The following is a 13,319-nucleotide window of genomic DNA, read 5'->3' as shown; positions in this document are numbered from 1 at the left end:
AACCAAAAAAGCGCCGATATAATATGCTCGGCGCTTTTTAGTTTTACTCAGATGTCACTTATTTAGTTAAGCGTTCATTTCCCTAGAAAAAATCAATAGAATTACGACCGCTCTTCGGATCACGAGTGGCTTGCGGTTTGTCTTCTTTTTTGCCTTTCTTAGCGGACTGAGACAACGCTTCTTTCTGCGCTTTACGCTCTTTATGTGCCGCTTTACGGCCTGTTGATTTAGGCCCAGAGGCTTTAGGTGACTTACTTTGACGAGACTTATCTTTACGAGAAGACTGCGCTTCTTTTTTCGCTTTCTTTTCTGCTTTTTGCTCTGCCGTTTCAGGTTCGGTTACTGGCGCATCGCAAACCACAACATAATATTCCTGGTTAAACTCAAAAAAGTCACCATCATACATCTTGCGGCGCTTACGTGTTTCTAGTTCACCATTCACCGCGACGTAGCCTTCCTCGATGATATGTTTTGCTTCGCCGCCACCGCTGACCAAGTTTGCGATTTTAAAAAGCTTGTACAGTTCGATTGGATGCGCATCAACATCGATGCCAATCGCTTCGATCTCAATCTCTTCGCCTTCTAAATACTCTTCGTGGTCGTAATCTTGGGTCATGTTACTTACTCTTACTATTTGATGCCCTGAAGTTTAAACGCAATGCTTAAAAATAGAAACCTCTGCCGATGTTCAATCACCGATTCGCCTTGGCATTTGAGCACCTCTTAACCCATTTAACTTGTCGCTTGTTAGCTTGTTAGCTTGTTAGCTTGTATACCGATGCGTAGCTCAAACGAAGCTGCAATTACGCAACCTGAAGGTATATACTCTCTAAGTTATTGTTGAAAAGAGCGAATACTTTGTCTCAACCAAGTAGAATTACCTTTGTCACTGCGAACTTGTTTAATTTTGTCGCACCGCCTAACGCCTACTATGATTTCGAGAACATATACTCGTTAGAGCAATGGCGAGACAAACTTTCGTGGACGCAACGTCAAGTTGAAAAACTGGAAGGCGACGTGATTGGCTTACAAGAAGTGTTCAGTATCGAGAAGACCCAGGAATTTTTTTCAACCATCGGCTACCCCTACTTTGCGACCGTTGACACCCCACATGTTGAAGATGAGTACATTTACTCAAGCCCTGTTGTGGCAATCGCATCTCGGTTTCCAATAGAAAAAGTACAAGCGGTAGAGTTTGACTTAGCAACGCTTGAGCCTTTTGGAGTAAGTGTTGTTCCAGAGTTCAGTCGCAAACCTATCTATGCCCAAGTAATACATCCTGTACTTGGTCATATCGCCGTTTACGTAACGCACCTGAAATCTCAACGCCCGGCCGACTCAGAACAACCAGAAACGTCTAGCACGATTATTGGGCGCTGGTTATCCACCCAGCAAAGAGGCTGGGAAGCAGCGATGTTAAGAGACGCGATGCAAAAGAGGTATCGAAAAGAACCAATGCCGACAGTGTTAATGGGCGATATGAATCAACCTATCACTCCTATCAGCGTTAACAGCGCATTGGTATCCAATACTGGTGACAGCGTCACTGAGTTACAACTCAAAGATGGTTGGTTATTGCAAAGTGACACCCTGAAGGATGAACGCCCAGCCACGCACTATCATTTTTCCACTGGGAATGTACTCGACTATATCTTGCTCTCGCAAGAGTTTGATACCTTATCAGATATATCGGTTGCCGAGGTTGTTGACTATCAGGTGTCTAACCAACATCTGATCAACCCGATTTATGACAGAGATAAAAACGCCAGCGACCACGCATTTGTGGCGCTGACTGCTGAAGTAAAGCTTTGAGCAACCTATTTAGTTACTTAGTGACGTTTCACAATTTTACGCGGGATAAGTTCTACGCCAGGCTTGTAACGCTTGGCGGAAGCGTTGAGTGCTAACTCCATTGCGCTGTCCGCGATCAACTCAAACTGTTGAGGCAAAGAGTTGATTTTCACAGGCAAGAAGTCCAGCAGTCGATTATCACCAAATGTTGCTAAACGCACCTTTCCCATCAGTTCTGGTTTTTCTAGCATTACATCCAACACACCTTCTAACAGTGTATATGACGTTGTAACAATGGCATCTGGCAATGCGTTCTCTGTTAACCACCTCTCTAAGACTTTCTTGCCTTCTTCCCGGGAGAAGTGTTGTCCATAACCCACTGTTGCCGTTTTACAACCTTGTTGAGAAGCAGATAGAAAACCGAGCTCACGCTCTTTTGAGACTTGAAGATCTTGCAATGCACCGATTAAGCCAATGGACTTTATATCCTCGGACAGTACTGACTGAGTGAGTTCAAGTGCGGCATCAAAATCTTCGCTGATGACACAACAAAAGTGCTCATCATCCATTGGACGGTCTAGCGCGATAACTGGCGTACCAGAATTTTGCAACTTAAGATAATACTCGTTTGCAGTGGGCATACCACTTGCCACAAACAACGCATCAATACGACGACTGACTAATGCTTCCGCCACCTTTTGCTCTGTATCAGGATCATCATCAGAGCAGCCAATCAAAATTTGGTACCCCGCTTTCCGAGAGTTTTGCTCTATCAGCTTTGCAAGACGCGCATAACTGGTGTTCTCTAAGTCTGGGATGATAAGCCCAAATGAGCGTGAATTACCTGCCCGCAAGGAAGACGCCGCATGATCTGGCTTATAATTGTACTCTTCTACAACGGCCATCACCTTTTTCTGAGTCTTCTCGCTGATGCGGTATTTCTGCGCTTTTCCGTTAATCACATAGCTTGCAGTTGTCTTAGAAACACCCGCTAATTTGGCTATTTCATCCAGTGTCATATTCTAAACCTTATTCTGTGCGCGCGATCATATTAATACATCAACGATCTTTCGATAAGTTGAATTATAAGCTGAACCGATTCAGTATAAAAGCTGAAAGGATTCAGCAAAACTTAAAAATTGACGTAAATCACCCGAACACGCAACAAACCAATTTGTGAGCTAGGCTATAGGACAGCGGCAAAGGCTCGTTTGTTAACGTCAGTTTTTAAAACAGTTTTTCTGAGTCTTTTAAAAAATTTACCAACAAGCTGAATCGATTTAGCTTGAAATATAAAAGGTTTGAGGAGTGATAAGCGCTCAGAAGAAGCGGCGTTCAACTTCTCACACAGAATACATTTTTAAATTGATACCTTAAGGCTGGAGAAGCACCATGCTTAAGCTAAATAAGAACGACATTACCCTCTCGCAATCAGCGACAGATAAGTTTGAAGCAATAAAGAGTATTGCTCATAGCCTGACTGATAAAGGCCTAGTTGAGCAAGGTTACGTTGAAGGCATGCTAAACCGTGAAAACCAAAACTCTACGTTTTTGGGGAACGGTATTGCCATACCGCACGGTACAACCGACACTCGTGCAATGGTGAAAACAACGGGTGTTGCTGTGCACCACTTCCCACAAGGTGTCGACTGGGGTGATGGCAATACTGTGTTCGTCGCTATCGGTATCGCAGCTAAATCTGATGAGCACCTTGGCATTCTTAAACAGCTCACCAAAGTGCTAGGCGCAGATGGCGTAGAAGAACGTCTGCGTAATGCAAAAAATGAAGACGAAATCATCGCCCTACTGCACGGTGATGTTCAGCTTGAAGCAGACTTTGACGCTTCTTTAATTCAACTGATGTTCCCTGCGAGCGACATGCTACAGATGAGTGCTGTTGCTGGTGGTCTGTTGAAAAATACGGGATGTGCTGATAACGAATTCGTTGCAGATCTCGTTACCAAACAACCAACTCACTTAGGTAATGGCCTGTGGTTAATTGGCAGTGACAAACATGTCACTCGCACAGGTGTGTCATTTGTCTCGACGGCAAACGACTGCGAATATGAAGGTCAAAAAGTGCGTGCACTTGTCGCGTTCGCGGCATGTAACAATGCTCACCAACCTATCCTAAAAACGCTTTCTAATATTGTGTTTAACAATGAACACGGCAAGCTTTTAGATGCATCAGTAGAACAGATTCTTGCTTTGTTCAAAGGTGAAGAAGTCACAGCTGCATCTTCAGAAGAAGGCAATACCGCTGTATTTAAAATCAAAAACTCTCACGGCCTACATGCTCGTCCGGGGGCAATGTTAGTCGCAGAAGCGAAAAAGTTTGAATCCACTATACGTGTTTCCAACCTAGACGGAGATGGAAAAGCAGTAAACGCGAAGAGCCTAATGAAAGTCATCGCGCTGGGCGTTAAGCACGGTCACCAACTTCAATTTACAGCAGAAGGCCCTGATGCGCCGCAAGCCTTGGAGTCTATCGGAAATGCAATCGCTTCTGGCCTTGGTGAAGGTTAAGGATTCGATATGACAAACAAAACAAATAAGGTTGTCACTATTACGCTCAACCCAGCATTGGATTTAACAGGTTCAGTAAATGAACTAAACGTTGGTTCCGTGAGCTTAGTACAGCAAAGCAATCTCCACGCTGCTGGTAAAGGTGTCAACGTAGCAAAAGTATTGAGCGATTTAGGCGCAGACGTCACGGTTACCGGCTTTCTCGGTAAAGATAACCCTGAGCTATTTCATCAGCTTTTCAATGACATCAACGTTAAGAATGAATTTGTGGAAGTAAAGGGTGCCACTCGTATCAACGTTAAGCTGGTTGAGGCCAATGGCAACGTCAGTGATATCAACTTCCCTGGCGTTCAAGTAGCGGCCGACGAAATTACTCGCTTTGAGGAGACACTATTTCGTCTAGCGGAGACGCATGATTACTTTGTATTGGCAGGCAGCCTACCGGGCGGTGTTACTGCAGAGCAATGCGCTGCATGGATAGTAGCACTGCATCAACAAGGCAAAAAGGTGTTGTTCGACAGTAGCAAAGCCGCATTGAAGTCAGGTATTGATGCTCACCCATGGTTAATTAAACCTAACGATGAAGAACTTGGTGATTTTGTTGGCGAACATCTAGCAACACCTGAACAGTGCCAAGCTGCAGCGCAAACACTGAGCGACAAAGGCATAGAAAACATCGTGGTTTCTATGGGACCTGACGGTGTTATGTGGCTCAACCAAGGCGAATGGCTTAGTGCAAAACCGCCTCGAATGCATGTCGTGAGCACCGTTGGCGCAGGCGATACGCTGGTCGCTGGCTTGTGTTGGGGCCACATGCAACTGATGCCTAAAAACGATTTATTGCGCTTCGCTACGGCACTTTCTGCTTTGGCAGTTAGTCAAGTTGGCGTAGGGCTAACCAGTCAGGAAGAACTGGAAAATATCAAGCGACAAACTGAAGTTAGCGCGCTTTACCCTATTACAAACTTAGAACAAAACTAAGGAACAGAAGGTTATCGTATGAATATTGCCATTATTACTGCCTGTCCGAGCGGTGTAGCAAATAGCATCCTTGCGGCAGGATTACTAGAACAAGCCGCCGCAAAATTAAACTGGAATGCCAAAATAGAACGTCAATCAAGTGTGGTTGAACCAACACTATTGACGGAAGCTGACGTTGAACAAGCAGAAGTCATTGTCATTGCGGCAAATACTAGCGTCGACACTTCTCGTTTTGTAGGAAAAAAGGTTTACCAAGCGGAAATTAGCGAAGTAGCAAAAGACGCAACTGCGTTTCTCCAGCAAGCGGTTGAAAACGCCACTTTACTTGAAAAAGCAACCACACTTGCAGCCCCTATCACTACAGATACAACATCAGCATCAAAGAAGATTGTTGCAATCACGGCATGCCCTACTGGCGTTGCGCATACCTTTATGGCGGCAGAAGCTTTAGAAGAAGAAGGCAAGCGTCGTGGCCATCAAATCAAGGTGGAAACTCGTGGTTCAGTTGGCGCTAAAAACCAACTGACTGAGCAAGAAATTGCAGACGCCGATCTGGTGATCATTGCTGCGGATATTGAAGTGCCACTTGATCGCTTTAACGGCAAAAAGATGTACCGCACGAAAACAGGTCCAGCTCTGAAGAAAACAGCCGAAGAGATGGACAAAGCATTCGAGCAAGCCACGGTGTATCAACATTCTGGTTCAGCTAACTCTTCATCTTCCACCGAAGAGAAAAAAGGCGCTTACAAACACCTAATGACGGGTGTTTCGCACATGCTTCCTGTCGTCGTTGCAGGTGGTTTGATCATCGCTCTATCTTTCGTGTTCGGTATTGAAGCATTTAAAGAAGAAGGCACACTAGCAGCAGCCTTGATGAACATTGGTGGTGGCTCTGCATTCGCATTGATGATTCCTGTACTTGCTGGTTACATCGCGTTCTCAATTGCTGACCGTCCGGGTCTGGCTCCTGGTCTTGTTGGCGGTATGCTAGCAAGTTCAACGGGTGCTGGTTTCCTAGGTGGTATCGCAGCTGGCTTCATTGCCGGTTATGCAGCGAAGCTCCTTGCGGACAAAGTAAAACTCCCACAATCGATGGAAGCGCTTAAACCAATTCTGATCATTCCATTTGTAGCAACATTGTTCACTGGCCTTGTCATGATCTACATCGTAGGCGGCCCAGTTTCAGGCATCATGAACGGCCTGACTGACTTCCTAAACAACATGGGTTCTGACAGTGCAGTACTACTGGGTATTATCCTTGGCGCAATGATGTGTTTCGACCTAGGAGGCCCGGTAAACAAAGCCGCTTACGCATTTGGTGTTGGCCTTCTGGCTTCACAAACTTACGCACCAATGGCGGCAATCATGGCCGCAGGTATGGTTCCTGCGCTAGGTATGGGTTTAGCGACCTTCATTGCGAAGAACAAATTTGAACAAAATGAACGTGAGGCAGGTAAAGCATCATTTGTCTTGGGCCTGTGTTTCATCTCTGAAGGCGCAATTCCATTTGCTGCGAAAGATCCAATGCGCGTGATTCCATCTTGTATGGCAGGTGGCGCGCTTACTGGTGCCCTATCGATGCTATTCGGTGCGAAATTAATGGCACCACACGGCGGTCTATTCGTGCTGCTAATTCCTAACGCAATTTCACCAGTATTAATGTATTTAGTGGCTATTGCAGCGGGTACAGCGGTAACTGGCTTTACTTACGCATTCTTAAAAAGCAAAGCAGAAGCGAAACAAGAAGTCGCAGCTTAATTAGAGCGACTCCGGTTAACAATGCCACCCTCGAATTTGGCATTTAGCACCTCCCTTTAATTCCGGTTAAGGGAGGTGTTTTTTATTCCGCAGCCGGAACGGCTACAATGTCTACTTTCCCACTGCTCATATCCACCGTTGCTTGATAAGCGCTATGCGGGTCACCGTAGTGCTTGAAGGTAAAGTGGTAAACGTTAGCTGGCGTCCACAAGGTTTTTGATTCTGCGGGCAGAATGTCATAGCCGTCTTGCTGATAAAGCTCTGTCGCCATTACATTTGCGATTGCCGCCTGCTGGTTAGCGTCTCGATCCACCTTTGGCTCTAGTGACGGGTTACTTGGATAAGACTCACCGTTGTAACTCATGAGTCGATAGGAGCCATTACTCCAAACGATAAAGTCCTGCCAACCATTACTGTAACTGTCGGCTAGTACAATAGGCGTGCGAGTTACCGACATTCGATTAATAACGTTTCCCTCATTATCAAACATATATGCAGAGCAGCCACCACTACCACAGAAATAGCGATCTTGAAGCAACACTATGTGTTCTGCCTTGCCATCGCTGTTTAGGTCGGCGCTACCCGATAGATAACGTAGATTGTCTTGCTCGAGCGACAGCCCTTCAGGGGCTAAAACCTTACTATCAATCCAACTGGAAATGACTTCAGCACTAACACTGTTGACTTTAGGGGCAGGTTGTTTGGTTTCTGTCGGCATGCTATCCGTCGCGGTGCAGCCAACCAAGGTGAAAGAACCAATGAAGAAGAGTCCGTTTAATATGCGCTTATTCATGTAATCTCAATCTTTGATGTGTCGTTACATGAGTATACGCATGATTTGCATTGTAATCGTAAGAAAATCATTAAAATCAAGCAAATGAATGGTTTGGTATATATTAGTAAGATCAAAAAAGCCCCGAAGAAAACCTTCAGGGCTAGGCAGGAAGCTGGCAAATAGCCAGGAGTCCCTATGCAGTGGTCGGTTTTACCCTAAACAGAATTGCAAACATCACTGGCACCACTATCAGTGTCAGTACAGTAGCAAAACCAAGACCTGCCATAATCGTTATTGCCATCGAGCCAAAGAAGGCGTCGAAGACCAGTGGAATCATCCCCAAGATAGTTGTTAGCGCAGCCATACTTACCGGACGAACGCGGCTTATCGCACTATCAACAATCGCGAGGTAAGGATCTTTACCTGACTCCAACTCAAGGTTAATTTGGTCAAGCAACACAATACCGTTTTTCAAAATCATGCCACTTAGGCTTAACAAACCAAGGAATGCTGTAAAACTGAACGGCATGTTCGTGGTAAGCAAACCAAAAGCAACGCCAATGATCGCTAACGGAACGGTGAACCAAATTACCAACGGCTTTTTGATTGAGTTAAACAATAAAATAGTAATGATGAACATCAACAAGTAACCCATCGGCAATGAACCGAATAGGCCTTCTTGTGCATCTTTGGATGATTCGTACTCACCACCCCATGTGATTTCGTATCCTTCTGGAACATGCAATGCCATCACTTTAGGCTGTACACGAGCAAATAAGCTTGCTGCCGTGTCGTCACTCAACACATCATGGTCCGCGAGAACGGTTAACGTACGCTTACGGTCACGACGCTGAATTAGCGGCTCACTCCAATCCAGTTGAACGCCATCAATCACTTGATCAACCGGAATATACGTTTGCAACGAAGGACTCCAAATGGTCACGTTTTGTAGTGATTCAAAATCTACGCGTTCTTCTTCAGGAAGACGTGTCATAATTGGCAACGTATGTGTACCATCACGCAAGTAACCTAAGGTGCTACCACCAAACGTCATTTGCAGTGTGCTTGAAAGATCTTCTTTCGAAATACCTAAGCGACGAGCTTTAGACTCATTGAAAGCGGGTACAAGTTCCTTGGTGCGCTCTCGCCAATCGTGACGAATGTTTCGGGCACCAGGGTCGGTATGAAGGATGTCTTCAACTTGCACCGCCAAGTCACGTAAAACTTGTGGCTCAGGGCCAGTAATACGCGCTTCGATCTTAGACGCTGGTGATGGACCAAATTCCATCAATTTAAACTGGAACGTAGGCGCATCAAATGTTTTCGCCAGATTCGCATCTAACTTATGCAGCAAACCAAACATTTTCTCACGATCAGTCGCGCGAACTTGGAACTGAGCGTACGCTTCGTAACTTTTTTCTGGTTGATAGGTTAAAGCAAAACGCTGTAGACCCTGCCCAATCGAAGCAGAAACAAAGTCAATATCATCTTGCTGACGAATGTAGCTTTCGACCTCTTCAGCTTTTTTGATCGTTTCACGGATGTCAGTACCCTCTGGCATCCACATATCCACGTAGAACATCGGCGTATTCGATGGTGGGAAGAACTGCTGTTTTACATTACCAAATGCCACGACAGCACCCACTAATAGCGCCACCATGCCAGCAACGGTAAGCCAGCGGAATCGTAATGCAAATTTCAGCGATGCCCCAAATACGACAAACAACCAGCCTTTATAAGGATCATCTTCGCTAGTACCCTGCTCTTTGTTTTCCTCTTTCAACAAAAGATCGGCAAGGAAAGGCGTCAGTGTAATAGCGGTAATCCAGCTTAAAAATAGTGAGAAACACAGCACCCAGAATAAAGAGCCCATGAACTCACCTGTCGCATCTTGCGACAAGCCGATAGGTGCAAAAGCCGTAATTGCAATAACAGTTGCGCCCAGCAAAGGCCATTGTGTTTGCTTTACAATATCGACAGCCGCTTGAACTTTGGTACGCCCTTTCTTTAGGCCAACCAATATGCCTTCCACGACAACAATCGCGTTATCAACCAGCATACCCAAGGCAATAATTAACGCGCCAAGAGAAATACGATGCAGTTCGATGTTGTTGTAATTCATCAAAATGAAGGTACCAAATACCGTCAATAACAACACAACTCCAATGATGACACCACTGCGTAAACCCATAGTAAACAGCAACACAATGATTACGATCGCCACTGCCTCCGCTAGACTAATTACAAACGCTTTAACAGATTCATCCACCTCATTGGCTTGGTTGTAAAAGTAGTTCATATCGATGCCAGCAGGCTTGATAGACTCAAGGCTCGCGAGCTCCGCATCCAAACGTTCACCAACCTCAACCACGTTCACACCCGATGCAAACGAGATACCGATATTAATCGCTTTTTGACCGTTAAAGAGTACGACGTTGCCTGGCTTCTCTTGAATACCGCGAGAAATCGTTGCTACGTCTTTTAGACGAATTAGATTTCCTGTGTCACGGCCATGAATGATCAGATTTTCTAGTGCTTCTACAGTGTTTAAGGTGCCGCTTGGGCGAATAACAAGGCTTTCGCCATTGACCATCACTTCCCCTGCTGAAACCACATTGTTTTGCTGGTTCAACAAGCTCGAAACCACATTCATGTCTAAGTTCAGTGCAGCAAGGCGATCAAGTGAGATCTCAACGAATAGCATTTCTTGCTGATCGCCCGTGATGTCTACCTTACCAACACCATCAACAAGCTCGATTTCACGGGTCAGGTAATCCGCATAACGTTTCAGCTCTACATAGTCGTAATCGTCACCAGTGAGCATTAACATCACGCCATAAACGTCACCGAAATCATCAATGATCTGTAAAGACTGAACACCTTGAGGCAATGATGGTCGTAAATCATTAATTTTACGGCGCATTTCATCCCAAATTTGCGGCAGTTCATCAGGACCATAGTCCATTTCCATGCTCACCGTTATTTGAGACATACCATTAGAAGACGTAGAGGTAATTTTGTCGATATAAGGGAGTTTTCGAATCTCTTTTTCTAGAGGATACGTCAGCTCTTCTTCAACTTCTTTTGACGTCGCGCCAGGGTATGTTGAGATGATCATGGCATCTTTGATCGTAAATGCCGGGTCTTCTAATCGTCCAAGCTCCAAAAATGACGTTAAACCACCAACAGCAAGGATAATAATGAACAACCAGCTGATGACTTTGTTTTTTATTGAATACTCAGCAATGTTCATTATTGGTTATTCTCCACAACATCCACATGTTTACCTTCGCGTAATTTACGCAGATTTGAATTAATCAGAATATCGCCCTGGCTAACACCTGACGACACAATGGCTCCATTGCCATTCACTTGAGAAATCATGACAGGCACCCGTGTGACAATGTCACCTTCTTTTTTCCACACAAAGAACTCATTCCCTTCACTGCCTGCTTGAAGCGCCGTGACAGGCACACTGTAACCATCAATAGAGGTAATGCCCGCCTTCACCATATCGACCAAAACGCTTACGCTGGTTCCCGGTAATATCTCTGTTTTTGGCTGTGGCATCGTCAAGTACATTTCGTAGGTTTGAGTTTCAGCGTTGGGTTCACTTGTGTGCTCTAAATAGTCCAAAGCAAATCTGCCATCGATGCCGGAAAAGGTTGCTCTAGGCTTGTAGCTCATGCTGTCTGAGTTTGGGTCTACCATCGCTAAAACATTGTCGGAAAGCTCAATACGCACGTAAACCAAATCGTTTTGGTATAGGTTTAACACGGGTTCACCAATTGCCACACGCTCAAAACGTTCTTTGAAAACATCAGATACTTTACCGGCGAACGGGGCGAATAAACGGGTGTAATTCAATTGATTGGTCGCGTTATAGAAAGTAGCCTCAGCTAGCTCTTTATTGGCTGTTAGCTCATCAAGTTCCGCTTTTGAAATCATTTGACGTGCATGCAAGTCTTCACCGCGTTTAAGCTGACGAATTGCAAGTGTGTATTGTGCTTCTGCGTCATTCACGGCTTGCTTCTCTTTGCTATCATCTAGCTTTGCGATCATTTGCCCCTGCTTCACAACGTCACCCGCTTTAACCAATACGTGCTGAACTTCCCCAGCGCGGCGAAATGCCATTGGCGTTTGTTCTGCAGGCACTACTATGCCTTTGAACGCGCGATGTTGACTTTGTACTGGTGCATCCACCGAGATAGTCGACACAAAAAGTGGCTGCTCGACGATAGCTTGGTTTTCATTTTTGCACCCTGTTAAAACTGCAAGTGCAATCGCAGAGATCGTAAGTAGAGAACGTTTCATTAAATGCCTCCCTCACGAACCCAAGCTTTCACCACTTGTCCTTCAACCAGTCTCTCAACACCAGCAATAACAACGTAATCATTGTTATCAAGCCCGGCTTTCACACCACCTGCTGCGTCAAGTGAGACAGTGACTTTATTGACCTGCTGCGTGCTTCTGTCCATTACCCAAACTTCACCTTGCGTCCCATTTTTGTTGACCCAAGCAGACTGAGGTAACGTCATCGCGTCCGATACATGTTGTTTAGCCATGTGTACCTGCCCTGTCATACCTGTCAGCAAATTGCGATCTTCTGGCCGAGTGATGGTCACGATCGCCTCATAACTATTGGTATCGATGTTTGGCTGCGTCGAAATTTCTTTAAATTGCCCAGGAATACGTTTTCCTGGCTCGCTATCCATCGTCACCCACATATCGGAGTTTTGCAGTGACTCAAGTGATACAGATTCCGCATAACTTACAGGCAAGGTGAACGACACATCCAACGTCGTGTTATCAATGAGATTCAAGATCTCCTGCTTCTCTGCTACTACTTGAAACGGGTTGACATAGGTATATGACACAATACCATCAAACGGTGCATGAATTTTGGTATAGCTCAAATCGGTTTTAGCTTGTTCGTAGTTCGCCAATGCCGCTTTATATTGAGTTTCTTTCTGATCGTACTCATCAGTACTAATGAGTTTTTTTCCGTAAAGGTTTTTCGCGCGGTTCCATTGTGTTTTCGCTAACGCGTACTGCGCTTGAGCGGCATCTAACGCAAGCTGAAGATCTTTAGGGTCTAACGTTGCGAGCACTTCACCTTTTTGGACCTTTTGACCCATGCGTACACGTAATTCATCTACCTCTCCACCAACCTGAAAAGAAAGCTGCGCGCGATGTGTTGCATCAATACGCGCTAAAAAGGCGTGCGAGTCTTCAAGTTCTAGGTCTTTCACCGCCAGTAATTTGACAGGTTTGATTAAAGGTTCAGACGGCTCAGAAATGGCTTTATTACACCCAGTTAGCATCCCAGAAAGACTTAATGTCACCACTGCGCCAACTAAAGTGCGCCTTAAATATTGTTTTCGCACCCGCTTTCTCCGTAGGTTTTATATATTACACAGCCGTGCAGTATAAGCAGAATTTGAAATTGATCAACATATTTTCCAGGTGGATAGCAAATTAATTAGTC

10 protein-coding genes are annotated in these 13,319 nt (G+C 45.2%); 4 read left to right on the top strand and 6 right to left on the bottom strand.

Translation table 11 applies throughout. The features are described 5' to 3' along the window. Positions 1 to 82 precede the first annotated feature (82 nt). The gene (locus R7Z49_RS03585) at positions 83 to 616 is read right to left on the bottom strand and encodes an RNA-binding S4 domain-containing protein (RefSeq protein WP_005376400.1); all 534 of its coding nucleotides are present in this window, start codon (positions 614 to 616) and stop codon (positions 83 to 85) included. A 242-nt stretch (positions 617 to 858) separates the two neighbouring features. On the opposite strand from R7Z49_RS03585, the gene R7Z49_RS03580 reads away from it, so the two are divergent. Further along, complete coding sequence (locus R7Z49_RS03580) at positions 859 to 1,812, top strand: endonuclease/exonuclease/phosphatase family protein (protein ID WP_186585338.1); 954 nt, start codon at positions 859 to 861, stop codon at positions 1,810 to 1,812. A gap of 17 nt (positions 1,813 to 1,829) precedes the next feature. Here the strand turns inward: R7Z49_RS03580 and cra are convergent, their stop codons facing one another. Further along, positions 1,830 to 2,810, bottom strand: a complete 981-nt coding sequence (gene cra / locus R7Z49_RS03575; protein ID WP_065275272.1) for a catabolite repressor/activator — start codon at positions 2,808 to 2,810, stop codon at positions 1,830 to 1,832. 373 nt (positions 2,811 to 3,183) lie between these two features. Between cra and fruB the strand changes: the two genes are divergently transcribed. The 3 genes from fruB to fruA are packed head-to-tail and all read left to right on the top strand — an operon-like array spanning position 3,184 to position 7,056. Next, positions 3,184 to 4,317: a fused PTS fructose transporter subunit IIA/HPr protein gene (gene fruB / locus R7Z49_RS03570; RefSeq protein ID WP_005386065.1), complete on the top strand. Its 1,134-nt coding sequence runs from the start codon at positions 3,184 to 3,186 to the stop codon at positions 4,315 to 4,317. Between the two features lie 9 nt (positions 4,318 to 4,326). Beyond that, the gene (pfkB, locus tag R7Z49_RS03565) at positions 4,327 to 5,298 is read left to right on the top strand and encodes a 1-phosphofructokinase (protein WP_318111345.1); all 972 of its coding nucleotides are present in this window, start codon (positions 4,327 to 4,329) and stop codon (positions 5,296 to 5,298) included. Positions 5,299 to 5,316: 18 nt separating this feature from the next. Then, positions 5,317 to 7,056: a PTS fructose transporter subunit IIBC gene (gene fruA / locus R7Z49_RS03560; RefSeq protein ID WP_318111344.1), complete on the top strand. Its 1,740-nt coding sequence runs from the start codon at positions 5,317 to 5,319 to the stop codon at positions 7,054 to 7,056. Positions 7,057 to 7,138: 82 nt separating this feature from the next. Here fruA and R7Z49_RS03555 read toward each other — a convergent pair whose 3' ends face one another. From R7Z49_RS03555 to R7Z49_RS03540, 4 genes are all read right to left on the bottom strand, one after another. Continuing rightward, a complete protein-coding gene (locus tag R7Z49_RS03555) occupies positions 7,139 to 7,849 on the bottom strand; it encodes a hypothetical protein (protein WP_318111342.1) in 711 nt (236 codons plus the stop codon). 175 nt (positions 7,850 to 8,024) lie between these two features. Then, positions 8,025 to 11,084 (bottom strand): efflux RND transporter permease subunit, encoded by a 3,060-nt coding sequence (locus R7Z49_RS03550; protein WP_318111341.1) that lies wholly within the window; start codon positions 11,082 to 11,084, stop codon positions 8,025 to 8,027. Next, on the bottom strand, positions 11,084 to 12,145 hold the full coding sequence (locus R7Z49_RS03545; RefSeq protein ID WP_005376420.1) for an efflux RND transporter periplasmic adaptor subunit: 1,062 nt from the start codon (positions 12,143 to 12,145) through the stop codon (positions 11,084 to 11,086). The genes R7Z49_RS03550 and R7Z49_RS03545 overlap by 1 nt, the downstream gene beginning before the upstream one ends. Further along, the gene (locus R7Z49_RS03540) at positions 12,145 to 13,218 is read right to left on the bottom strand and encodes an efflux RND transporter periplasmic adaptor subunit (protein WP_262637839.1); all 1,074 of its coding nucleotides are present in this window, start codon (positions 13,216 to 13,218) and stop codon (positions 12,145 to 12,147) included. The genes R7Z49_RS03545 and R7Z49_RS03540 overlap by 1 nt, the downstream gene beginning before the upstream one ends. Positions 13,219 to 13,319 lie beyond the last annotated feature (101 nt).

Origin of the sequence: Vibrio sp. 1562, from assembly GCF_033340155.1 — a bacterium.
In the GTDB taxonomy this organism is placed as follows: Bacteria; Pseudomonadota; Gammaproteobacteria; order Enterobacterales; family Vibrionaceae; genus Vibrio; species Vibrio alginolyticus.
Note: the sequence above shows the minus strand (reverse complement) of the source record. Positions and strands in the feature narration are given on the sequence as shown.

Bases quoted from the DNA above. Each gene is read 5' to 3' on its own strand.
- R7Z49_RS03550 (WP_318111341.1), bottom strand. From the start codon at position 11,084: ATGAACATTGCTGAGTATTCAATAAAAAACAAAGTCATCAGCTGGTTG.
- R7Z49_RS03585 (WP_005376400.1), bottom strand. From the start codon at position 616: ATGACCCAAGATTACGACCACGAAGAGTATTTAGAAGGCGAAGAGATT.
- pfkB (WP_318111345.1), top strand. From the start codon at position 4,327: ATGACAAACAAAACAAATAAGGTTGTCACTATTACGCTCAACCCAGCA.
- fruB (WP_005386065.1), top strand. From the start codon at position 3,184: ATGCTTAAGCTAAATAAGAACGACATTACCCTCTCGCAATCAGCGACA.
- cra (WP_065275272.1), bottom strand. From the start codon at position 2,810: ATGACACTGGATGAAATAGCCAAATTAGCGGGTGTTTCTAAGACAACT.
- R7Z49_RS03555 (WP_318111342.1), bottom strand. From the start codon at position 7,849: ATGAATAAGCGCATATTAAACGGACTCTTCTTCATTGGTTCTTTCACC.
- R7Z49_RS03545 (WP_005376420.1), bottom strand. From the start codon at position 12,145: ATGAAACGTTCTCTACTTACGATCTCTGCGATTGCACTTGCAGTTTTA.
- fruA (WP_318111344.1), top strand. From the start codon at position 5,317: ATGAATATTGCCATTATTACTGCCTGTCCGAGCGGTGTAGCAAATAGC.